A 23,126-nucleotide genomic window follows, 5' to 3' on the forward strand; every position below is an offset into this window, starting at 1 on the left:
CGACTACCCGCAGACCCCGCTCCACTACCCTGAGCGCGGGCGTGTCGTCGGTACGGCGGCATGGGTATGGCGGCACCGACGGCGGTCGGGCCGGGCGGGCGAGGGAGCGGGACCGTACATGGCACAGGACGGGTCACACCACCACGGCGAGCGCACCACCACCAGACCCCCGACCCCCCTGCCCCACCAACGGCCCGGCACGTCCGCTGACGGATCCTTCGACCTCCCCGGCTGGGCCTGCGCCCCGCGCCCCGAAGCCGAACCGGGCGTCTACCGGATCGGCTACCGCCCGATCGACCCGGAGCGGGCCGAAGCGGCCAAGGTCGCGGCCTGGCCCCTGCTGCTCCGGGCGGGGCTCAACGCGGTGGTGGCGTGGCTGGCCTTCGTCTACGGCACTCAGCTGATGCTCCACCTGATCGTGATGACCGTCTGGGTCGAACACCCATCCGGGACGCTGGTGACCGTCGTCGGACTGTCCGTGAACCTCGTGGTGGCGGCAGCTGTCATCAAGGTCTTCGGCCGGATGGGCCGCTGGCCCGAGGTGTGGCGCCGCTACGCCGCGCCGCTGCTGTCGCGGACGGTGACGGAGGAGGAGCGGGCCGCGGAGGGCGCCCCGGCGGTGGCGGAGGCGGCGCGGGAGCGGGATCCGTGGGACGGCCTGCGGCACGGCGGTGCGGCGGAGGCGGCGGCGCGGCTCGACGCCGAGGCCCTGGGGGACGTCGACTACGTGCGGATCCGGCGTGCGTGGGAGTCCGCGCAGGCGGACCCGGTGTTCGTGCCGGCCTTCACCGAGCAGGTGGCCGCTCGTGGTGCGGCGGCCTTCGCCCACCCCTCGGAGGCGCGCGAGCTGCCCGGTCGGGTCGAGCAGCACGATCTGCTGCTCGGTCAGGTCCGGCTCGGCACGGCGCAGGACGTGCCGAAGAACCCGTTGAGCCACCGGTCGGCCGGTTTCGCGCTCGACCCGGCGGTGTTGGGCACCTCGGTGCTGGCGGTGGGCCCGGCCGGGACGGGGAAGACCACGCGGCTCGCCCGGCCGGTGGCGGAGGCGCTGTGCCTGCAGGCGCTGGCCGGAACCGCCTGCGCGGTGGTGGTCGGGGCGGCCGACGCCGATCTCGGCCCGGACGCCTGGTACGACGTGGTGATCGCGCCCGGCGACCCGTCCTCGGTGTACGGGCTGGACCTCTACGGTGCCGCGCAGGACCCCGACGAGGCGGCCGCCCGGCTGGCCGAGGCGCTGCTGCCGGACGAGCTGACCGCCCGCGCGGAGAACGCCCGTACCGCGTTGCAGCAGGTGGTGGGCCCGTTCCACGCCGCGTACGCCCGCTACCCGGGGGTGCGGGAGCTGCGGGCGCTGCTGGGTGGCGAGCCGGACGCGCTGGCGGCCCTGGTGAAGGCGCTCGGCACGGCCGGCCGGCTGGCCCTCCACGAGCGGGACCTGGAGTTCCGCGAGCGCCAGCGCGACCGGGCGGACGACCCCGGGGCGCTGTTGGCGGACCGGCTGGCGCTGCTGGACCGGCCGGCCTTCGAGGGGGCCTTCGCGACCGACGGCACCGGTCGGCCGCCGTTCGCGATGCGGGTGCTGGACCATCCGCTGCGGGTGCGGGTGAAGCTGCCCGAGCGCAGCCACCCGGAGGCGGCCCGGATGCTGTCCCGGCTGGTGGTGGGTCAGTTCGTGCAGGCGGCCGGGGCGCGCGAGGACCGCTCGTTGTTCGCGGGCCTGGTGGTGGACGACGCCTCGGCGGCGCTGGACGGCACCGCGGTGCGCGGGCTGCAGCGGATGCGCGGCGCGAACGCGGGCGCGGTGCTGCTGCTGCGGTCGCTGGTGGACCTGCCGGAGGCGCTGCGGGCGCCGCTGTTCGGCGCGGTCGGCTGTCGGATGGCGTTCCCGGGGATCGCTCCGTGGGACGGGCGGCTGTTCTCGGAGGCCTGGGGGACGCACCTGGTGCAGGAGACCGCCGTTACCCACACCCCCGACACCTCCGGTGGGGTGATACGGCGGGCCGGGCGGGTCGGGCGGAAGGCGTTGTCGGGGACGACGGCGCAGACGGAGTCGGTGACGACGCGGGACGTGGAGCGGTTGCGGTGGTCGCCGTCGGACCTGGCGCACGCGTTGCCGGCGGGGCACGCGGTGGTGTCGTTGACGGCGGTGTCGGGGGAGCAGGTGCCGCCGTTGCTGGTGGATCTGCGGGGGTGATCCGGGGGTGAGCCGGGGGACGGGTCCGGGGCCGGGGCCGAAGTCGCCTTCGAGGTGGATTCGGCAGTGCCGGTTGTCCGGGGCGTCCATAATGAAGGGGAGAGACCCTCACCAGTCCCACGTCCCTCTCCTCGCCCGGCCGCAACGGCGCGGTCAGGTCGATCCCCCGAAGGTGCCATGCCCCCCACACTCGCCTCCGTCGTCCGCAACAGCTCGCTCCATCTGACGGTTCTCGCCGGTGCGGACCATCTGGAGCGGCCGGTCCGTTGGGTGCACACCAGTGAGCTGGATGACCCGACGCCGTTCCTGGAGGGTGGCGAGCTGCTGCTCACCACCGGTATCAAGCTGGGCCGTACGGCGGCGCAGTTGCAGGCGTACGTGCACCGGCTGGCCGATGCCGGGGTGGTGGGGCTGGGGCTCGGGGTGGGGTTGTCGCACACCGAGGTGCCGCAGCCGTTGGTGGACGCGGCGCAGCAGCGGGGGCTGCCGTTGCTGCGGGTGCCGGAGCCGACGCCGTTCATCGCGATCAGCAAGGTGGTGTCGGCGGCGCTGGCCGCGGAGCAGTACGAGGCGGTGACGACGAGCTTCGAGGCGCAGGAGGAGCTGACCCGGGCCGCGCTGGGCAAGGACGGCACGACGGCCGTGGTGCGCCGGCTGGCGGCCCGGCTGGGTGGTTGGGCTGCGCTGTACGACGGTTCGGGGGCGCTGTCGGTGGTGGCGCCGGACTGGGCGGCGCGCCGGGCGGGGCGGCTGGCCGCGGAGGTGGACCGGTTGCGCCGGCGGCCGGCGCCGTCGAGTGCCGCGTTGCAGGGGCGCGCGCCGGGGATAGACACGGCGGACGAGGACTACGTGGTGGTCCAGTCGCTGGGGGCGGACCGGCGGGCCCGGGGTTTCCTGGCGGTCGGGACCGAGGACCGGATCACGCCGACCGAGCGGTACGTGCTGAACGCGGCGGTGGCGCTGCTGACCCTCACCCTGGAGCGCTCGCGGGAGTTGCGGCAGGCGGAGGAGCGGATGGGCGCGGCGCTGCTGCGGATGGTGCTGGCCGGTGAGGTGGCGACGGCGCGGCAGGTGGCGGTGGGGCTGTTCGGGGGGCTGCCGGAGGGGACGATACGGGTCCTGGTGGCGGGGGCCGGGCCGGCGAACGCGGATGCCGCGGAGGCGCTGGGGGAGCTGGGCGACCGCGCGGAGCAGGCGGGTTCCCGGGTGGGCGAGAAGATGCTGGTGGCGCGGGAGGACGGCGCGCACGGGCCGCGGCTGATGGTGCTGGCGCTGGACAACGGCGCGGTGCACCGGGCGTGCCTGGGCGCGGTGGAGGAGCACGAGGGCCTGTCGCTGGGCGTGTCGGCGCCGGCCGCGCTGGAGGAGGCCGGGACGGCGCACGCGCAGGCCGAGCGGGCGTTGGCGGTGGCGCTGCGCGGTGGCCGCCGGTCGGTGGACCACGAGGAGGTCGGTGCGGGTTCGTTGCTGCCGCTGCTCGGGGAGGACGCGGTGACGGCGTTCGCGGAGGGGCTGTTGCGGCCGTTGCGCGAGCACGACCGGACGGCGCGCGGTGACCTGGTGGCCTCGCTGCGGGCGTGGCTGTCCCGGCACGGCCAGTGGGACGCGGCGGCGGCGGACCTGGGTGTGCACCGGCACACGCTGCGCTACCGGATGCGGCGGGTCGAGGAGCTGCTGGGGCGTTCGCTGGACGACACGGACGTGCGCATGGAGCTGTGGCTGGCGCTGCGCTCCGGCGAGGAGTGACCGCGGAGTGACCCCGGCCCGACCGAGGCCTGGCCCTGGCCCGACCGAGGCCTGGCCCAGGCGCGCCCCAGGGACAGCCGCGGAACCCCCGGCTGGACGCGGTGGAGTGGCCCCGGAGCCGAACACTCCTGCTCGGCCAATCCGGTCGGCGCGTCGGCCCACCTACCCTCGGGTTCTGGTCCCACGTCCGTGCGGGCCGTACGACGACGAGGAGAGGGCCGGTACCACGGTGACCACCACGTACGAATTCTGGCTCGCCGGCCGCCGGGCGAGCGGTGACGCCGACTTCGAGGTGCACAACAGCTGGGACGGCCGTCTGGTCGGCAAGGTGAGCATCCCGACCGAGGCCCAGGTCGAGGAGGCGCTGGACGCCGCGGTCGCCGCGCTGCCGGTGTTCGCCGCCACGCCGGCGCACCAGCGTGCCGCCGCCCTGGACCACGTGGCCAAGCGGCTGGCCGAGCGCACCGAGGAGCTCGCCCAGCTGATCACGGCCGAGAACGGCAAGCCGATCAAGTGGGCCCGTGGCGAGGTCGGCCGCGCGGTGTCGGTCTTCCGCTGGGCCGCCGAGGAGGCGCGCCGCACCAACGGCGAGACGATGCGGCTGGACACCGACCCGGGCGGCGTGGGCCGTTTCGCGGTGGTGCGCAAGTTCCCGCGCGGTGTGGTGCTGGGCATCGCCCCGTTCAACTTCCCGCTGAACCTGGTCGCGCACAAGGTCGCCCCGGCGATCGCGGTCGGCGCCCCGATCATCCTGAAGCCGGCTCCGGCGACCCCGCTGTCGGCGATGGTGCTGGGCGAGATCCTGGCCGAGACCGACCTGCCGGTCGGCTCCTGGTCGATCCTGACCGTGCCGAACGACCGGATGCCGGCGCTGGTGCGGGACGAGCGCCTGCCGGTGATCTCGTTCACCGGTTCGGACAAGGTCGGCTACCAGATCATGGACTCGGTGCCGCGCAAGCACACCACCCTGGAGCTGGGCGGCAACGCCGCGGCCGTGGTGCTCGCGGACTGGTCCTCGGAGGCCGACCTGGACTGGGCGGCCACCCGGATCGCGATGTTCGCCAACTACCAGGGCGGCCAGTCCTGCATCTCGGTGCAGCGGGTGATCGCCGACGCGTCGGTGTACGACGCGCTGGTGGAGAAGGTCGTGGCCAAGGTGAAGGCCCAGGTCACCGGTGACCCGAACGACTCGGCGACGGACGTCGGCCCGCTGGTCGACGAGAACGCCGCCAAGCGGGTGGAGTCCTGGGTGGAGGACGCGATCGCCAAGGGCGCCAAGGTCCTGACCGGCGGCACCCGGGAGGGCGCGACCTACGCCCCGACCGTGCTGGCCGAGCTGCCCGGGGACGCGATCCTGGCCACGGCCGAGGTGTTCGGCCCGGTCCTGTCGCTGCACAAGGTGGACGGCGTGGACGAGGCCTTCGCGGCCGTCAACGACTCGGCCTTCGGCCTGCAGGCGGGCGTGTTCACGCACGACCTGCAGACCGCCTTCCGCGCCCACCGGGAGCTGGAGGTCGGCGGTGTGATCATCGGCGACGCGCCGTCGTACCGCGCCGACCAGATGCCGTACGGCGGCGTCAAGGACTCCGGTGTCGGCCGTGAGGGCGTCAAGTACGCGATGGACGACTACACGGTCGAGAAGGTGCTGGTCCTGACCGGCCTCGACCTCTGATCGACCCGTTGACGAAGAGCCCGGTTCCGTGAACCGGGCCCTTCGCGCGTTCCCGGGGCTGCGCTTGCCCCCCGGGTGCTGAGCCCGGTCAGCCGTCGTGTCCGGCCGCGGCGGCGACCGCCTCGTCGACGGTGGCGTTCCCGGCGACCAGTTCGAGGGTCTGCCCGGCCGTGCCGGGTTCGCGCAGCAGGGCGGCGAGGACGGCGGCCACGTCGGCCCGGTCCACGGCGCCGCGCGCGACGGAGGGGGCGAGGCGGACCAGGCCGGTGCCGGGGCCGTCGGTGAGCCGTCCGGGGCGCAGGACCGTCCAGTCGAGCGCGGTGCGGGCCCGTACGGCGTCGTCGGCGGCGCCCTTGGCGCGCAGGTAGGTCTCGAAGACCTCGTCGGCGGGGTGGTGGGCGTCGGCGTCGGCGCCCATCGAGGAGACGATCAGGTAGCGGCGGACGCCGGCGAGTTCGGCGGCGTCGGCGAGCAGGACGGCGGCGTCGCGGTCGACGGTGTTCTTGCGGGCGGCGCCGCTGCCCGGTCCGGCGCCGGCGGCGAAGACCACCGCGTCGGCGCCGGTGAGCAGGTCGGCGAGCTGTGCCGCGGTGGCGGCCTCCAGGTCGAGCAGCAGCGGCTCGGCTCCGGCGTCGATCAGGTCCTGGGCCTGTTCGGGGCGGCGGATGATCCCGGCGGGGCGCTCGCCGCGGTCGGCGAGCAGCCGTTCCAGTCTCAGCGCGATCTGTCCGTGGCCTCCGGCGATGACGGTACGCATGGCTCCGACGGTAGCCCGAGGGGCGCCGGCTCGTCCTGGGGAAGCCCGGGGAAGCCGGGGGAGCCGGGGGGAAGCCCCCCGAGGGGTGATCGTGCCCGGGGAGGTGCTGGGCGCGGTCGCGGACAGGACACAATGGGCGCATGACTTCGCTCGCCCACCCGCAGCTGCGCTTCACGCCCACCGTGGCGGACCCTTCCGGCCCCCGGGAGCTGGTAATCCTCGGGTCCACCGGTTCGATCGGGACCCAGGCCATCGACGTGGTGCTCCGCAATCCGGACCGGTTCCGGGTGGTCGCCCTGTCGGCGGCCGGCGGCCGGGTGGAGCTGCTGGCCGAGCAGGCGCTGCGGCTGGGTGTGCACACCGTGGCGGTGGCCGATCCGGCGGCGGAGCCGGCGTTGCGCGAGGCGCTGGCCGCCAAGGCGGCGGGCCGGGCGCTGCCGGCCGTGCTGGTCGGTCCGGACGCGGCGACGGAGCTGGCCGCGATGGAGTGCCACTCGGTGCTGAACGGGATCACCGGCTCGATCGGGCTGCGGCCGACGCTGGCGGCGCTGGCGGCGGGCCGGGTGCTGGTGCTGGCCAACAAGGAGTCGCTGATCGTGGGCGGCCCGCTGGTGAAGGCGGTGGCGAAGCCGGGCCAGATCGTGCCGGTGGACTCCGAGCACGCGGCGTTGTTCCAGGCGCTGGCGGGCGGGACCCGCGCGGAGGTGCGCAAGCTGGTGGTCACCGCCAGCGGCGGTCCGTTCCGTAACCGCACCCGTGAGCAGCTGGCCGGGGTGACCCCGCAGGAGGCGCTGGCGCACCCGACCTGGGCGATGGGCCCGGTGGTCACGATCAACTCGGCCACCCTGGTCAACAAGGGCCTGGAGGTGATCGAGGCGCACCTGCTGTACGACGTGCCGTTCGACCGGATCGAGGTCGTGGTCCACCCGCAGTCGGTGGTGCATTCCATGGTGGAGTTCACCGACGGTTCGACCCTGGCGCAGGCGAGCCCGCCGGACATGCGGATGCCGATCGCGCTGGGCATGGGCTGGCCGGACCGGGTGCCGGACTCCGCCCCCGCCTGCGACTGGACGAAGGCCGCCACCTGGGAGTTCTTCCCGCTGGACGACGAGGCCTTCCCGGCGGTCGAGCTGGCCCGCGAGGTGGGCACCCTGGGCGGAACGGCCCCGGCGGTGTTCAATGCGGCGAACGAGGAGTGCGTGGACGCTTTCCTGAGGGGCGGCCTCGCCTTCACCGGGATCGTGGACACTGTTGCCAAGGTCGTGGCCGAGCACGGCGTGCCCGCGTCGGGAACTTCCCTGACGGTGGAGGACGTCCTGCACGCGGAGGACTGGGCGCGCGCCCGGGCCCGCGAGCTGGCGGCGGGCTGACGGCGGGCCGATGGCCTCGATCGCGGTAGGACCGGACGATGAGCGGAGCGGCATGACGGAGGACCAGCGGTGGCAACGGTTTTGACGGTGGTCGGCATCCTGGTCTTCGTCATCGGGTTGCTCGTCTCGATCGCCTGGCACGAACTCGGCCACCTCTCCACGGCCAAGCTGTTCGGCATCCGGGTGCCGCAGTACATGGTCGGGTTCGGCCCGACCCTCTGGTCGCGCCGGAAGGGCGAGACCGAGTACGGCATCAAGGGGATCCCGTTCGGCGGGTACATCCGGATGATCGGGATGTTCCCGCCGGGCGAGGACGGCCGGATCACCAAGCGCAGCAGCTCGCCCTGGCGGACCATGATCGAGGACGCCCGCGAGGCCTCCTACGAGGAGCTCCAGGAGGGTGACGAGCACCGGCTCTTCTACACCCGCAAGCCGTGGAAGCGCGTCATCGTCATGTTCGCCGGGCCGTTCATGAACCTGGTCCTGGCGTTCGGGCTCTTCCTGACCGTCATGATGGGCTTCGGCGTCTCGATGAACGTGCCGACGGTCAGCACCGTCGCCCAGTGCGTGGTCAAGGCGGGCCAGCCCACCGACAACTGCCCGGCGGACGCCCCGCAGACCCCGGCCGCCCAGGCCGGGCTGAAGGCCGGGGACCGGATCGTCTCCTTCGACGGCGACCGGATCCGCACCTACGACCAGCTGCAGGCGGACATCCGCCGCTCGGCGGGCCGGACCGTCCCGGTGGTGGTCGAGCGGGAGGGGCAGCAGCTCACCCTCAACCCGACCATCGCGGTCAACGACGTCCAGAAGTACGACGGCAACAACGTCCCGCTCAAGGGCCAGACCGTCAAGGCCGGGTTCCTTGGATTCACCCCCGCGAGTGGTGTCGTCCGGCTGGGCTTCGGGCAGTCGCTCGACCGGATGTACGACATGACCGAGAACGGGGTGAAGTCGCTGATCGCCCTGCCCGGCAAGATCCCCGGGCTGTGGAACGCCGTCGTCGGCGACGCCCCGCGCGACCCGGACTCGCCGATCGGCATGGTCGGCGCCGCCCGGGTGAGCGGCGAGGTGTTCTCGCTCGACATCCCCGGCACCCAGCGGATCGCGTTCTTCGTGAACCTGCTGGCCGGCATCAATCTGTCGCTCTTCCTCTTCAACATGCTGCCGCTGCTCCCGCTGGACGGCGGGCACATCGCCGGCGCCGTCTGGGAGTCGGTCCGGCGCCGGCTCGCACGCCTGTTCAAGCGGCCCGACCCGGGCCCGTTCGACGTCGCCAAGCTGATGCCGGTGGCGTACGTGGTGGCCAGCATCTTCATCGGCTTCACCCTGCTGGTGATGGTCGCCGACCTGGTGAACCCGGTGAAGATCAGCTAGGACGTTCGGGTACGGCGGGTGTGCTGGGGTCCGTCGCCGTGCCGTACCGTGGAGGCCGGGTGCGCGATCGTCAGCGCGCCCGGCCCCGTCCGTTCCAACGGCCGGGCGGTCGACCACACCTCTACCCCGGGGAACCCTGCGCACATGACCGCGATCTCGCTCGGTATTCCGTCCCTGCCGCTCAAGCCGCTCGCCAAGCGTCGGTACTCCCGGCAGATCATGGTCGGCAACGTGCCGGTCGGCGGCGACGCGCCCGTCTCGGTGCAGTCGATGACCACCACCGTGACCGCGGACATCAACGCCACGCTGCAGCAGATCGCGGAGCTCACCGCGTCCGGCTGCCAGATCGTCCGGGTCGCCTGCCCGTCGCAGGACGACGCCGACGCGCTGCCGATCATCGCGAAGAAGTCGAAGATCCCGGTCATCGCGGACATCCACTTCCAGCCGAAGTACGTCTTCGCCGCGATCGACGCCGGCTGTGCCGCGGTGCGCGTCAACCCGGGCAACATCAAGGCCTTCGACGACAAGGTCGGCGAGATCGCCAAGGCGGCCAAGGACGCCGGCATCCCGATCCGGATCGGCGTCAACGCCGGCTCGCTCGACAAGCGCCTGCTGGAGAAGTACGGCCGGGCCACCCCGGAGGCGCTGGTCGAGTCCGCGCTGTGGGAGTGCTCGCTGTTCGAGGAGCACGACTTCCGCGACATCAAGATCTCGGTCAAGCACAACGACCCGGTCGTGATGATCAACGCCTACCGCCAGCTCGCCGCCGCCTGCGACTACCCGCTGCACCTCGGCGTGACCGAGGCCGGGCCGGCCTTCCAGGGCACCATCAAGTCGGCGGTCGCCTTCGGCGCGCTGCTGGCCGAGGGCATCGGCGACACCATCCGGGTCTCGCTGTCCGCCCCGCCGGCCGAGGAGATCAAGGTCGGCAACCAGATCCTGGAGTCGCTCGGGCTGCGCGAGCGCGGCCTGGAGATCGTCTCCTGCCCGTCCTGCGGCCGTGCCCAGGTGGACGTCTACAAGCTCGCCGAGGAGGTCACCGCCGGCCTGGAGGGCATGGAGGTGCCGCTGCGGGTGGCCGTCATGGGTTGCGTCGTGAACGGCCCGGGCGAGGCGCGCGAGGCCGACCTGGGCGTCGCCTCCGGCAACGGCAAGGGCCAGATCTTCGTCAAGGGCGAGGTCATCAAGACCGTGCCCGAGTCGAAGATCGTCGAGACCCTGATCGAGGAGGCGCTCAAGCTCGCCGAGCAGATGCAGGCGGCCGGCGTCGAGTCGGGGGCCCCGACCGTCGTCGCGGGGGAGTGACCCCCGCGTAGCGTGTCCTGATGACGCGGGGAAGCCCGCGTGAAGTTTTCCGGAAGCGGGGCCGTCCGTTCGCGGACGGCCCCGCAGCCGTAGCCGGGTGGGGCCACGGAGTAGGGTGCGGCCAGAGTCGTCTCAGTGAGGTGCTGTCTCGATGCTCGATCGAGGTGTGATGCTCCCGAGCTCTTTCCAGGCCGCCCGGGCCCTGGCCACCACCCGGGTGCTGGAGCCGCCCGACCTCGCGGACGCCCTGGAGATCCTCCACCGTGACCCGGTCTCCAACGCCTTCGTCGCGACCCGGGTCGAGGCCGTCGGGCTGGACCCGTGGCGCCTCGGCGGAGAGCTGTGGGGCTGGTACGACGGGGACGGCGTCCTGGACGCCCTCTGCTACGCCGGTGCGAACCTCGTCCTGGTCAACGCCGGGCCGGAGGCGGTCGCCGCGTTCGCCGAGCGGGCCCGTCGGCAGGGCCGGCGCTGCTCCTCGATCGTCGGACCGGCCGCGGCCACCGCGGCCTTCTGGGCGCTGCTGGAACGAAGTTGGGGCCCGCCCCGGGACGTGCGGGGCCACCAGCCGCTGATGGCGACCTCGGTGCCCTCGGCGGAGATCGCCCCGGATCCGCTGGTGCGCCGGGTGCGGCGCGACGAGGTCGAGACGCTGATGCCGGCCTGCGTGGCGATGTTCACCGAGGAGGTCGGGGTGTCGCCGCTGGCGGGCGACGGCGGGCTCCTCTACCAGGCCCGGGTGGCCGAACTCGTCTCCACCGGACGGTCGTTCGCGCGGTTCGGGGAGGACGGACAGGTCGTCTTCAAGGCCGAGGTCGGGGCCGTGACGGAGGGCGCCTGCCAGATCCAGGGGGTCTGGGTCGCCCCGGAGCACCGGGGCCGGGGCCTGTCCGAGACGGGCATGGCGGCGGTCCTGGCGATCGCGCTGCGGGAGGTTGCGCCGGTGGTGTCGCTCTACGTCAACGACTTCAACCTGCGGGCCAGGGCGGCCTACCGGCGGGTGGGCTTCCAGGAGGTCGGGGCGTTCATGAGCGTTCTCTTCTGAGGGCCGTGGGCGTGCTGTTCCGAGGGCGCCGACGGCGGCGGGCGGCCGGGTTCGGATCTTCGGCCGCGTCCGGGGGCCGCTGGTAGTAACGTCCGGAGCATGGATCAGCTGACCGGGGTGACGATCGAGGCCATCGACCTTGCGGCCTGGGCGCCGCAGGCGCTGGAGGTCCAGGCGGTGGCGTTCGGCCTCACGCCCGAGGAGGTCGCGGTACGGCTGCACATCGTCGGGCGGCACGCCCAGCAGCCGGGGGTGATCGCCCTCGGCGCGATGAGCGGGGGGCGGCTGGTCGGCTTCGGGTACGGGATGCCCAACCAGCGGGAGCACTGGTGGAGCACGGTGATCGAGCCGTACCTGACCGCCCGCGGCCACGGGGACTGGCTGGACGGGGTGTTCGCCGTCACCGAGCTGCACGTGCTGCCGGAGTTCCAGGGGCAGGGGGTCGGCTCGCGGATCATCAGGACCCTGTGCGAGCGCTCGGGGCTGGACCGGAGCATCCTCTCGGCGATCGACGCGGAGACGCCGGCGCGACGGCTGTACCGGGCACTGGGTTACCAGGACCTGGCGCGGGCCGTGCGGTTCCCGGCGACGGACCGGCTGTACGCGGTGATGGGCGCCCGGCTGCCGCTGCGGAGGACGGGAGCCTGAGACCGAGGGCTACCGAGGTCCAACGAGGTCCTACTGAGGGCTCAGAGCGAGCCGGCGAGTTCCAGGTGGAGTTCGGCGTCCTCGCGGCGGTCCGCGGCGAGCGCGCGCAGCGCCAGGTCGACGGCGCGGAAGAGGGTCCAGCCGCGGAGGCGGTCCCGGTCGACGTCGAGGGCCTCGGAGAGCTGGTGCAGCCGGCGGCGGAGGGCGGCGGGCACGCCGGGGGAGCCGAGCAGGGTGTCGGCGCGGTCCATGGCGAGGCGGGCCAGGTCGTAGGCGCGCTCGCCGACCACCGGGCGCGGGTCGATGGCCAGCCAGGGCGCGCGGTCGGCGGCGAGGACGTTGCCGTGGTGGAAGTCTCCGTGCAGCAGGAAGGACTCGCCGGCCGAGCCGGCCAGGTCCCGGGCGGTGTCCAGGGCCTCGGTGACCAGGGCCTGCGCCTCGGCGGCCGCGGGGTGCGAGCGCTGCTCCCCGACGCGGTCCGCGGTGGCGGCGACCCGCTCGGCGAGGACGGGGAAGGGGTGCCCGTCGGGCGGCTCCACCCAGAGCCGGTGCAGCAGGCTGGTGGCCTCCAGCATCGCCTTGGGCTCGGCGAGGGAGCGCAGCGGGATCTCGCCGTGGAGGCGTTCCAGGAGGAGGACGCCCTCGGCGGGGTCGGCGGCGAGGAGCAGGACGGCGCCCCGGCCGGCCCAGTGGGTGAGCGCGGCGTGCTCGTGGGCCGTCTCGGGGGTGAGCAGGCCCGCCTTGAGGACGGCGGGGGACAGGTCGTCGCGGTGGACGTAGGCGACCAGGCTGAGGCTGCCGCCCGGGTCGAGGACGCGTTCCAGGGTGAGGTCCCAGCCGGCGAGGTGGGCGGCCACCCCGTGGGGGAGGGCGGCGAGCCACGCGCGGCCGGTCTCGCCGTGGGCGGCGGTGACGGCGTTCGTCAGCCAGGTGGGCACGGTGATGGTGGTTTCGGCTCCCGACATGGGTCCATTGTCGGTGGTCGGCGGGGGGCCGGCCGTGCCAGGCGCGCCCGTCGGTGCGCCCGGACGCCCCCGGCTCAGCCCGCGGAGGGCGTGGCGGTGGGCGAGGGGGCCGGGTCGGCGATGCCGGGGAAGGGCCGGCCGGGGGCGCCCCAGCGGTGGGCGCGCAGGGTGCAGTCGCGCAGCGCGAGGGCGGCGGCGCGGCGGTGCGGGACGGGGACGGCGGCGACCAGGTCGGCGTAGACGGTGGTCAGCCGGGTCTCCAGGTGGGCGGCGAGCCTGGCGGCGTCGGCCGGGGAGCCGACCGGGAAGGGCAGCTGGTAGCCCCCGGCGGCGGGGGCGGGGGAGACGCCGAGGGAGGTGAGCAGGCGCTGCCAGCCGTCGCGCTGGGCCTGGTGGGCGGCGTGGGCGGTGCGGGCGTCGGCCCGCTGGGGGTCCTCGGGCAGGTGGGCGCCGACGACGCCGTAGCCGTAGACGGCGGCGTGCTCGGCGCCGAGCGCGTTCTGGAGGGCGGTGACGGCCTCGGCGGACGGGCCGCGGGTCGGGGTGGCCGTGGGCGGGGCCGAGGGGGTGGTGGCGGGCTGGACGGGGGCCGGCGGGACGGGGGTGCCCAGGACCAGGGCGTGGCGGGTGTCGGCGGCGGCGACGGCGGCCAGCAGTCGGGCCAGGGACGGGCTCGCCGCGTCGAGGTCGGCGAGGAGGGAGTCGGCGGTCCGCAGTTCCAGCGCGGCCGGTCCGCCGGCGGCGGGGGTGGCGGGGGTGGTCGGCGTCCCGGTGGCGGTCGGGGTGCCGGTTCCCGCGCCGGTTCCGGTGCCGGTGCCGGTGGTGGTCACGGACGGTGACGGGGTCGAGGAGGGCAGGCCCTCGGCGAGGGCGGCGCGGTGGCGGACGTGCTCGGCGCGCGGCTCGGCGGTGCGGGCGTCGGGCGGGGTCAGGGCGTCGTACCCGGCGAGGAGGGCGTCGACGGCGGCGATCGCGCGGAGCCGGACGGGGACGTCCGGATCGGGGCGGAGGCCGGGGCCGCCGGCGGTCGGGCCGGTGCGGTCGGCGGTGCAGGCGGTGAGGGTGAACAGTCCGAGGGCCAGGAAGGTCCGTCGGCTGGGCGGCTGCATCGGGGTCACTCCGGGGCGTGTACGGGAGGACGGCCTCCCCGCCTGCCCTCGTTGGCGTGAATGATTACAGAATCCCCACGTTCCCGGGCCCGGATCGGGCCGACGGGGCCCCGGACGGGCGGGTGTGACCTTGCTCGCAGTGGGTGGTGTGCGAGCCGTCGCGGATGGTCCGGAATCGGTGGTTGGGTACTTCACCGGATAGGCTTTGGGCCGAGCTGCCGTGACCCGGTGTGGCGCCGGGGGCGCGGGGCGACCTTCTGACAACAGCAGACGCGGCCGAGGAGTCCACCCGGATGAGCACCACCCACACCGACCGGCTGCGAGCGTTGCTGGAGCCGCTGGCCGTGCAGGCCGGACTGGACCTGGAGGACGTCAGGGTCACCAAGGCGGGCAACCGCCGTCAGGTGCAGATCGACGTCGACACCGACGGCGGTGTGGACATGGACGCCATCGCCGAGTTCAGCCGGGTGGTCGGCGAGGCGCTGGACGCTTCGGACCTGATGGGTGACGAGGCCTACCTCCTGGAGGTCGGCTCGCCCGGTGCGGAGCGTCCGCTGGTGCTGCCCCGGCACTGGCAGCGGGCCGAGGGCCGGCTGGCCAAGATCCACCTGGCGGACGGCGGGGAGGTCGTCGCCCGGGTGCTGGAGGCGGACGAGGACGGCGCGCTGGTCGAGGTGCAGCCGGTGAAGGGTCGCGGCCGTCCGAAGGAGCGCCGTCTGGAGTACGGCGAGGTGGCCCGGGCGCGGGTCCAGGTGGAGTTCAACCGCAAGGAAGACGAGAACCTCCTGGACGAGGCCGCCGACTTCGACGAGGGGGACGACGGCGCCGAGTGACCCCGGGCTGCCGTACGACCATGACGAACGTGACGAAAGACGAGGAGGCGTAGCCGTGGACATCGACATGAGTGCCCTGCGCACGCTGGTCAACGAGAAGAACATCCCCTTCGACCTGCTGGTCGAGTCCATCGAGTCCGCCCTCCTCACCGCGTACCACCGCACCGAGGGCTCGCGCCGCCGGGCCCGGGTGCACCTGGACCGCAAGAGCGGCCACGTCACCGTGTGGGCCGTGGAGGACCCGACGGAGCTGGACGAGGGCGTCGAGCCGAAGGAGTTCGACGACACCCCGAGCGGCTTCGGCCGGATCGCGTCCAGCATCGGCATCCAGGTGATGATGCAGCGCCTGCGCGACGCCGCCGACGACCAGACCTTCGGCGAGTACGCGGGCAAGGAGGGCGACATCGTCACCGGTGTCGTCCAGCAGGGCAACGACCCGAAGAACGTGCTGGTCGACATCGGCAAGCTGGAGGCCATCCTGCCCCCGCAGGAGCAGGTCCCGGGCGAGGACTACCGGCACGGCACCCGGCTGAAGTGCTACGTGGTGGCGGTCCGCCGCGGTGTCCGCGGGGCCTCGGTGACGCTGTCGCGCACCCACCCCAGCCTGGTGAAGAAGCTGTTCGCGCTGGAGGTCCCGGAGATCGCGGACGGCAGCGTGGAGATCGCCGCCATCGCCCGTGAGGCCGGCCACCGCACCAAGATCGCGGTCTGGTCGCGCCGGGCCGGGCTGAACGCCAAGGGCGCCTGCATCGGCCCGATGGGCTCCCGGGTGCGCGCCGTGATGGGCGAGCTGCACGGCGAGAAGATCGACATCGTGGACTGGTCGGAGGACCCCCGCGAGATGGTCGCCGCCGCGCTGTCCCCCGCGCGGGTGACCAGCGTGGAGATCGTGGACGCCGCGCAGCGCTCCGCCCGGGTGATCGTGCCGGACTACCAGCTGTCGCTGGCGATCGGCAAGGAGGGCCAGAACGCCCGCCTGGCCGCCCGTCTCACCGGGTGGCGGATCGACATCCGACCGGACACCGAGGGGCAGTCCGAGGACCGCGGCCGGGAATCGGACGACCAGTAGTCGGTGTTGTCGTAGTCGTCCCCGTGGGTCCCCTGGGATCTACGGGGCGGCGCCATGTCGCTTCGGAGGGGTAGACTTGCCTTCGTCTGGCCGGACGCATGTCCGAGCACGCCCGGAACGCACCTGCGTGGGCTGCCGCAAGCGCGCGGCCAAGCACCAGCTGTTGCGTGTCACGGCGGTCGAGGGCGAGTGCGTCCCCGATCCCCGTGGCGCACTGCCGGGCCGGGGCGCTCACCTGCACCCCGATCCGGCCTGCCTCGACCTCGCGGTCCGCCGTCGGGCGTTCCCCCGGGCCTTCCGGCTCCAGGGCGCGCTCGACACCGAGCGGCTCCGCGGGTTCATCGGGGAGCGGGCGGGCGGAGCCTCGTAGAAGGCCGCCTCACGCGACGGCCGCCGCTCCACGCGGCGGAGAACCACCGCAACAAGCACAGCGTTCGGGCAGCCGCGCGCCGTGCCACCAGTCAGGTACCTCGCGATGTGGAAGTAGGTCGAGATTGCGATGAGCTCTCGATGAGTACGCGATGAGTACGCGATGGGTACGCCCATGAAGTAGCGACAGTCCGGCGGACGAGACCCCCGGACTCAAGACAGGAGTGAAGTGGCTAAGGTCCGGGTTTATGAACTCGCCAAGGAGCTTGGCTTGGAGAGCAAGGCCGTCATGGCCAAGCTCACCGAGCTCGGTGAGTTCGTCCGTTCGGCGTCCTCGACGATCGAGGCGCCGGTCGTACGCAAGTTGACTGACGCGCTTGGTGTGGCCCCCACCGGTGGTGGCGCTGCCAAGCCGGGCCCGCGGAAGCCCGCGGCGCCCCAGCCCGCGGCAGGTGCCGCGGGTGCGCCCAAGCCGGGCGCCCCCACCCCGGGACCGCGGCCTGCCGCGACCCCGGGTCCCCGTCCCACCCCGGCCGCCGCGGCTCCCGCCGCCCCGGCCGCCCCCGCGGCTCCGGCCGCCCCCGCCGCCTCGCGTCCGGGTGCGCCGACTCCGGGCCCGCGCCCGGCCGCGCGTCCCGCCGCTCCGGCGGCCCCGGCCGCGCCCGCGGCCGAGTTCTCCTCGCCGGCTCCGGCCGGTGCCGACGCCCCGCGTCCGGCCACCCAGGCCCAGCGGCCGAGCGGCCAGGCCTCCGGCGGCGCCCGTCCGGGCCCGCGTCCGGCCGGCCCGCGTCCGGGCAACAACCCGTTCACCTCGGGCAGTGCGACCGGCATGGCCCGCCCCGGCGACCGCCGTCCGGGCGCGCCGGGTGCCCGTCCGGGTGCTCCGGGTGCGCAGGGCGGCGACCGTCCGCGTCCCGGTGGCGACCGTCCGCGTCCCGCCGGTGCCCCCGGTGCCGACCGTGGCGCCCCGCGTCCCGGCGGTGACCGTCCGCGTCCGGGTGGCGCTCCGGGTGCCGACCGTGGCGCCCCGCGTCCCGGTGGTGACCGTCCGCGTCCCGCCGGTGCCCCGGGTGCCGGTGCGCCGCGTCCCGGTGGCGCTCCGCGCCCCGACGGCATGCCGCGTCCGGCCGGTCCGCGCCCCGGCGCGCCGTCCCCGTCCGGCATGCCGCGCCCGAACCCGGGCATGATGCCGCAGCGTCCGGCTCCGGGCCCGCGTCCGGGCCCCGGCGGCCGTGGTCCGGGTGGCCCCGGTGGCCGTCCGGGTGGTCCGGGTGCCGGTGGCGCCCGTCCGGGCTTCCAGGGTCGTCCGGCCGGTCCGGGCTCGCGTCCGGCCGGTGGCGGCGGCTTCGGCGGTCCGCGTCCGGGTGGCGGTGCCCCCGGTGGTGGCGGCGGCTTCGGCCCCCGTCCCGGCGGCTTCGGCGGTCGTCCCGGTGGCCCGGGTGCCCGTGGTGGCACGCAGGGTGCCTTCGGTCGTGGCCCGGGCGGTCGCCCGGCGCGCGGTCGCAAGTCGAAGCGGGCGAAGCGCCAGGAGTACGAGGCCATGCAGGCCCCGTCCGTCGGCGGTGTGATGCTCCCTCGCGGCAACGGCCAGACCGTTCGCCTGTCGAGCGGCGCCTCGCTGATGGACTTCGCGGAGAAGATCAACGCCAACCCGGCCGCGCTCGTCTCCGTCATGTTCAACCTCGGTGAGATGGTCACCGCGACCCAGTCGGTCTCCGACGCGACCCTCGAGCTGCTGGCCGGCGAGATGGGCTTCCAGCTGGAGATCGTCAGCCGGGACGACGAGGACCGCGAGCTGCTGGAGTCGTTCGACATCGACTTCGGTGCCAACGAGGGCGACGAGGACCAGCTGGCCCCGCGCCCGCCGGTCGTCACCGTCATGGGTCACGTCGACCACGGTAAGACCCGCCTGCTGGACGCGATCCGCAAGTCCAACGTGGTGGCCGGCGAGGCCGGTGGCATCACCCAGCACATCGGTGCCTACCAGGTCGTCACCGAGGTGAACGGCGAGCAGCGCCCGATCACCTTCCTCGACACCCCGGGTCACGAGGCGTTCTCCGCCATGCGTGCCCGTGGTGCCAAGTCCACCGACATCGCGATCCTGGTGGTCGCGGCCAACGACGGTGTCATGCCGCAGACGGTCGAGGCGCTCAACCACGCCAAGGCCGCCGGTGTGCCGATCGTGGTCGCCGTCAACAAGATCGACGTCGAGGGCGCCGACCCGACGAAGGTCCGCGGTCAGCTGACCGAGTTCGGTCTGGTGGCCGAGGAGTACGGCGGCGACACCATGTTCGTCGACATCTCCGCGCGCCAGGGCCTGCACATCGACCAGCTGCTGGAGGCCGTGGTCCTGACCGCGGACGCCTCGCTGGACCTGCGGGCCAACCCCGAGCAGGACGCGCAGGGTATTGCCATCGAGGCCCACCTCGACAAGGGCCGCGGTGCCATGGCGACCGTCCTCGTCCAGCGCGGTACCCTCCGCGTCGGCGACTCGATCGTCGTGGGCGACGCCTACGGCCGCGTCCGCGCGATGCTGGACGAGAACGGCAACAACCTCGCCGAGGCCGGCCCGTCCCGTCCGGTGCTGCTGCTCGGTCTGACCTCGGTGCCCCGCGCCGGCGACAGCTTCATCGTCGTCGACGAGGACCGCACCGCCCGTCAGATCGCCGAGAAGCGCTCGGCCCGCGACCGCAACGCCGCCTTCGCGCAGCGTCGGGTCCGGGTGTCCCTGGAGGACCTGGACAAGGCCATCGCCGCCGGCTCCATCGAGCAGCTCAACCTCATCATCAAGGGTGACGTCTCCGGTTCGGTGGAAGCCCTCGAGGACGCCCTCGTCAAGCTGGACGTGGGCGAGGAGGTCGAGCTCCGGGTCCTGCACCGCGGTGTGGGTGCCATCACCGAGTCCGACGTGGACCTGGCGATGGGCTCGGACGCCATCATCATCGGCTTCAACGTGCGCGCCGAAGGCCGTGCGCGCACCGCGGCCGACAAGGAAGGCGTGGACGTCCGGTACTACTCGGTCATCTACCAGGCGATCGAGGAGATCGAGAACGCCCTCAAGGGCAAGCTCAAGCCGGAGTACGAGGAGGTGCGCCTCGGCGCCGCGGAGATCCGCGAGGTCTTCCGCTCCTCCAAGTTCGGCAACATCGCCGGTGTCCTGGTCCGCGACGGCATCATCCGCCGCAACACCAAGGCCCGCCTGCTGCGCGACGGCAAGGTCGTGGCGGAGAGCCTCACCATCGAGGGTCTGCGCCGCTTCAAGGACGACGCGACCGAGGTCCGCGAGGGCTTCGAGGCCGGTGTCACCCTGGGGTCGTTCAACGACATCAAGGTCGACGACATCATCGAGACCTACGAGATGCGCGAGAAGCCGCGCGCCTAGTCGGTGTCAGCCGGGGCCGGTCGACGGGTGGTATTTCCGTCGACCGGCCCCGGTCTCGCTGTGTAGGGTCCGGGTACCCGCCGGTCACGGCGGCGGTCCGGTTCTTCCGGGCCGTAACGTCCCCGAGGCCTTCCAGGTCGGCGAGACCTGTCATACATGTTCGTGGGAACACTCACTTTCGACCTGCTGCTGGGCGACGTCCACTCGCTCAAGGAGAAGCGTTCGATCGTGCGGCCCATCGTGGCCGAACTGCAGCGCAAGTACAGCGTGTGCGCTGCCGAGACCGGGAACCAGGACCTGCACCGCAGGGCCGAGATCGGCCTGGCGGTGGTCTCCGGCGAAGCCGGGTACGTCACCGAGGTCCTGGACAGCTGTGAGCGGTTGGTCGCCGGCCGCCCCGAGGTACAGCTCCTCTCCGCGAGGAGGAGGTACCACAACGACGACGACGAATGAGAGCTGTGGAGCCGCTCGGCGGAAGTCGCCGTTCTCACACAGATCAGGACCGAGAGCGCCCGCAAGGCCGGGCGCGGGCCGGTACTTTGGGGCGTGGGCCCCGTCGGGTGCGCAACTCGCCCGGGTACCTGGCCCATTGCACGAGGAGGCAACGTGACCGACACCGCAAGGGCGCGCAAGCTCGCCGACCGCATCCAGGTGGTCGTCGCCCAGACCCTGGAACGGCGGATCAAGGACCCGCGACTGGGGTTCGTGACCATCACCGACACCCGGGTGACCGGCGACCTGCGCGAGGCCACCGTCTTCTACACCGTCTTCGGTGACGAGACCGAGCGCGAGGCCACCGCGGCCGCGCTGGAGAGCGCCAAGGGCGTGATCCGCTCCGAGGTCGGCAAGATCGGGGTGCGCTTCACCCCGACGCTGACCTTCGTCGCGGACGCGCTGCCGGACAACGCCCGGAACATCGACGACCTGCTCGACCGGGCCCGGCACTCCGACGCCGAGGTGCGCACGCAGGCCGCCGGGGCGAGCTACGCCGGCGACGCGGACCCGTACCGGGTCCCGGCGTCCGAGCGTGACGACGAGGACGAGTAGTCATGGCGGGTGAGCCGGCGCAGGCCGCCTCGCGAGCCGGATCGACCACGGGGGCGTCCTCCACCAGCACGGTGGAGGGTGCCCTCGCGGCGCTCCCGGGCCCGCGCGCCGAGGAGAGCGGGTTCGAGCTGGTCTGGCAGCAGGTGGTGGCGGAGATCGGGCGGGCCCGTTCGATCGACCTGATCTGCCACATCTGCCCGGACGGTGACGCGCTGGGGTCCTCGCTGGCCGCCGCGCTGGCGCTGCGCGCGCTCGGCAAGCAGGTGCGGGTCTCCTTCGGCGACGACCCGCAGATCGTGCCGGAGTCGCTGACCTTCCTGCCCGGCCAGGAGCTGATCGTGCCGGCCGCCGAGGTGCCGGACGAGCCCGAACTGGTGCTCTGCTTCGACGTGGCCGCGGAGAGCCGGCTCGGCCTGCTGCACGAGAAGGCCTTCGCCGCGCCCGTCCTGGTGGTGTTCGACCACCACGCCTCCAATCCGGGCTTCGGCACCCACCAGCTGATCGACCCGACCGCGCCGGCCACCGCCGTCCTGGTCGACGAACTGCTGCGCCGGCTCGGCGTGGAGCTCGACCGGGACCTGGCCACCTGCCTCTACACCGGCGTCGCCACCGACACCGGCTCGTTCCGGTACCGGGCCACCACGCCCGCCACCCACGAGCTCGCCGGCCGGCTGCTGGCCACCGGCATCCGGCACGACCTGATCTCGCGGCGGCTGTGGGACACCTCCTCGTTCGGCTACCTCAAGGTGCTCGCGGGCGCGCTCGACCGGGCCGTCTACGAGCCGGAGGCGGCCGACGGCCTCGGCCTGGTGTGGACCTGGGTGCCGTACCAGGACCTGGTGCTGTTCAGCGTCACGGTCGAGGAGATCGAGGGGCTGATCGACATCCTGCGCCGCCCGGCCGAGGCCGAGGTGGCGCTGGTGCTCAAGCAGGACCCGGACGGCACGCTGCGCGGCTCCTCGCGCTCCAAGGGCGGGGTGGACGTCGCCGCGGCCTGTGCCGAACTGGGCGGCGGGGGCCACGTCTACGCGGCCGGATTCAGCGTCCGGGAGGACGTGGCCGCGGTGGTCGAGCGGTTCCGGAACGCGCTGCGGCCGGTACGTTGACCGTCCGCTGACGTCCTCCGAAGTTTGCAGGTTGTCCGAAGTCTCCAGAGAAAGAACCCGATGAAGCGCAAAGGCACCGGCCCGGACGGCCTGGTGATCGTCGACAAGCCCGAGGGCATCACCTCCCACGGGGTCGTCGCCAAGTTGCGGTGGCTGGCCGGGACCCGCAAGGTCGGGCACGCCGGCACGCTGGACCCGATGGCCACCGGCGTGCTGGTGATCGGCGTCGAACGGGCCACCCGGCTGCTCGGCCACCTGATGCTCACCGCCAAGACGTACGAGGCGACCATCCGGCTCGGCCAGACCACCGTCACCGACGACCGGGAGGGCGAGGTCACCGCCTCGGCCCCGGCCGACGCCGTCACCCGGGAGGCGATCGACGCCGGGATCGCGGCGCTCACCGGCGAGATCATGCAGGTGCCGTCCAAGGTCAGCGCGATCAAGATCGACGGCAAGCGCTCGTACGCCCGGGTGCGCGAGGGCGAGGACTTCGAGCTCGCCGCCCGGCCGACCACGATCCACTCCTTCACCGTGCACGAGCAGCGCGCGGCGGTCGCCGAGGACGGCACCCCGGTGATCGACCTGGACGTCACCGTCGAGTGCTCCTCCGGCACCTACATCCGGGCGCTGGCCCGGGACCTGGGCGCCGGGCTGGGCGTCGGCGGGCACCTGACCGCGCTGCGGCGCACCAAGGTCGGGCCGTACGGGGTGGAGTCGGCGCACACCCTGGAGCAGCTGGAGGCCGCGGTCACCGGCGAGCCCGCCGAGGGGCTGCAGGTGCTGCCGATCGCGCAGGCCGCGGCGGCCGCCTTCCCGCGCTGGGACCTGGACGAGGCGTCGGCGCAGAAGCTGTCGCACGGCTCCCGGCTGAAGGCGCCCGGGCTGGGCGTGGACGGGCCGATCGCGGTGTTCGGGCCGGACGGGCGCTTCCTCGCGCTGGTCGAGGAGCGGGACGGGCAGGCCAAGCCGGTCGCGGTCTTCGTCGGCTGATCGCCCGCCAATCGTCACCCCCGTCGGGAGTCCTCCCGACGGGGGTTTCGCGTTCCCGGGGGCCCCTTTCACCCGAACGGGAAAGGTCACCCGCGCGAGGGAGCGCACGAGGTGAACGCCCGTGGTGAGCGGCGCGGGCGCGGTC

19 protein-coding genes are annotated in these 23,126 nt (G+C 73.6%); 16 read left to right on the forward strand and 3 right to left on the reverse strand.

All coding sequences use genetic code 11. The features are described 5' to 3' along the window. The first annotated feature begins 118 nt into the window (after window positions 1-118). The 3 genes from ACYP53_RS14335 to ACYP53_RS14345 all read left to right on the forward strand — a co-directional run bounded on the left by ACYP53_RS14335 (window position 119) and on the right by ACYP53_RS14345 (window position 5,612). Window positions 119-2,194, forward strand: a complete 2,076-nt coding sequence (locus ACYP53_RS14335) for an ATP-binding protein (RefSeq protein ID WP_459647599.1) — start codon at window positions 119-121, stop codon at window positions 2,192-2,194. A 177-nt stretch (window positions 2,195-2,371) separates the two neighbouring features. After that, on the forward strand, window positions 2,372-3,940 hold the full coding sequence (locus ACYP53_RS14340; protein WP_189924668.1) for a PucR family transcriptional regulator: 1,569 nt from the start codon (window positions 2,372-2,374) through the stop codon (window positions 3,938-3,940). Window positions 3,941-4,169: 229 nt separating this feature from the next. Beyond that, complete coding sequence (locus ACYP53_RS14345) at window positions 4,170-5,612, forward strand: aldehyde dehydrogenase family protein (protein ID WP_459647600.1); 1,443 nt, start codon at window positions 4,170-4,172, stop codon at window positions 5,610-5,612. Between the two features lie 88 nt (window positions 5,613-5,700). Here the strand turns inward: ACYP53_RS14345 and ACYP53_RS14350 are convergent, their stop codons facing one another. Beyond that, a complete protein-coding gene (locus ACYP53_RS14350) occupies window positions 5,701-6,369 on the reverse strand; it encodes an NAD(P)H-binding protein (RefSeq protein WP_189924673.1) in 669 nt (222 codons plus the stop codon). A 140-nt stretch (window positions 6,370-6,509) separates the two neighbouring features. On the opposite strand from ACYP53_RS14350, the gene dxr reads away from it, so the two are divergent. From dxr to ACYP53_RS14375, 5 genes are all read left to right on the forward strand, one after another. Continuing rightward, window positions 6,510-7,739: a 1-deoxy-D-xylulose-5-phosphate reductoisomerase gene (gene dxr / locus ACYP53_RS14355; RefSeq protein WP_459647601.1), complete on the forward strand. Its 1,230-nt coding sequence runs from the start codon at window positions 6,510-6,512 to the stop codon at window positions 7,737-7,739. Between the two features lie 69 nt (window positions 7,740-7,808). Continuing rightward, window positions 7,809-9,113, forward strand: a complete 1,305-nt coding sequence (locus ACYP53_RS14360; RefSeq protein WP_459647602.1) for a M50 family metallopeptidase — start codon at window positions 7,809-7,811, stop codon at window positions 9,111-9,113. Window positions 9,114-9,257: 144 nt separating this feature from the next. Continuing rightward, complete coding sequence (ispG, locus tag ACYP53_RS14365) at window positions 9,258-10,418, forward strand: flavodoxin-dependent (E)-4-hydroxy-3-methylbut-2-enyl-diphosphate synthase (protein ID WP_189924679.1); 1,161 nt, start codon at window positions 9,258-9,260, stop codon at window positions 10,416-10,418. A gap of 169 nt (window positions 10,419-10,587) precedes the next feature. Beyond that, the gene (locus ACYP53_RS14370) at window positions 10,588-11,463 is read left to right on the forward strand and encodes a GNAT family N-acetyltransferase (RefSeq protein WP_459647982.1); all 876 of its coding nucleotides are present in this window, start codon (window positions 10,588-10,590) and stop codon (window positions 11,461-11,463) included. 99 nt (window positions 11,464-11,562) lie between these two features. Beyond that, window positions 11,563-12,111 carry a GNAT family N-acetyltransferase gene (locus ACYP53_RS14375; RefSeq protein ID WP_459647603.1) on the forward strand — a complete coding sequence of 183 codons (549 nt, stop codon included), beginning with the start codon at window positions 11,563-11,565 and terminating at the stop codon, window positions 12,109-12,111. Window positions 12,112-12,152: 41 nt separating this feature from the next. On the opposite strand, the gene ACYP53_RS14380 is transcribed toward ACYP53_RS14375, so the two are convergent. Next, entirely contained in the window at window positions 12,153-13,076 is a 924-nt protein-coding gene (locus tag ACYP53_RS14380; protein ID WP_459647604.1) for an aminoglycoside phosphotransferase family protein, read from the reverse strand. Between the two features lie 74 nt (window positions 13,077-13,150). Next, window positions 13,151-14,185, reverse strand: coding sequence for a ferritin-like domain-containing protein (locus ACYP53_RS14385; protein ID WP_459647983.1), 1,035 nt, complete (start codon window positions 14,183-14,185; stop codon window positions 13,151-13,153). Window positions 14,186-14,478: 293 nt separating this feature from the next. On the opposite strand from ACYP53_RS14385, the gene rimP reads away from it, so the two are divergent. The 8 genes from rimP (at window position 14,479) to truB (ending at window position 22,981) form a co-directional block, all read left to right on the forward strand. Next, the gene (gene rimP, locus ACYP53_RS14390) at window positions 14,479-15,018 is read left to right on the forward strand and encodes a ribosome maturation factor RimP (RefSeq protein WP_189924687.1); all 540 of its coding nucleotides are present in this window, start codon (window positions 14,479-14,481) and stop codon (window positions 15,016-15,018) included. A gap of 55 nt (window positions 15,019-15,073) precedes the next feature. Beyond that, a complete protein-coding gene (nusA, locus tag ACYP53_RS14395) occupies window positions 15,074-16,087 on the forward strand; it encodes a transcription termination factor NusA (RefSeq protein ID WP_189924690.1) in 1,014 nt (337 codons plus the stop codon). Between the two features lie 127 nt (window positions 16,088-16,214). Beyond that, window positions 16,215-16,457: a YlxR family protein gene (locus ACYP53_RS14400; RefSeq protein WP_229929164.1), complete on the forward strand. Its 243-nt coding sequence runs from the start codon at window positions 16,215-16,217 to the stop codon at window positions 16,455-16,457. Window positions 16,458-16,685: 228 nt separating this feature from the next. Then, on the forward strand, window positions 16,686-19,838 hold the full coding sequence (gene infB, locus ACYP53_RS14405; RefSeq protein ID WP_459647605.1) for a translation initiation factor IF-2: 3,153 nt from the start codon (window positions 16,686-16,688) through the stop codon (window positions 19,836-19,838). Window positions 19,839-19,994: 156 nt separating this feature from the next. Next, window positions 19,995-20,291, forward strand: coding sequence for a DUF503 domain-containing protein (locus ACYP53_RS14410; RefSeq protein WP_030289887.1), 297 nt, complete (start codon window positions 19,995-19,997; stop codon window positions 20,289-20,291). A 153-nt stretch (window positions 20,292-20,444) separates the two neighbouring features. Further along, window positions 20,445-20,885 (forward strand): 30S ribosome-binding factor RbfA, encoded by a 441-nt coding sequence (gene rbfA / locus ACYP53_RS14415; protein ID WP_189924696.1) that lies wholly within the window; start codon window positions 20,445-20,447, stop codon window positions 20,883-20,885. A gap of 2 nt (window positions 20,886-20,887) precedes the next feature. Further along, window positions 20,888-21,991 carry a DHH family phosphoesterase gene (locus ACYP53_RS14420; RefSeq protein ID WP_189924698.1) on the forward strand — a complete coding sequence of 368 codons (1,104 nt, stop codon included), beginning with the start codon at window positions 20,888-20,890 and terminating at the stop codon, window positions 21,989-21,991. A 60-nt stretch (window positions 21,992-22,051) separates the two neighbouring features. After that, entirely contained in the window at window positions 22,052-22,981 is a 930-nt protein-coding gene (gene truB / locus ACYP53_RS14425) for a tRNA pseudouridine(55) synthase TruB (RefSeq protein WP_189924700.1), read from the forward strand. Window positions 22,982-23,126 lie beyond the last annotated feature (145 nt).

The organism is Kitasatospora sp. Ki12, from assembly GCF_054601375.1.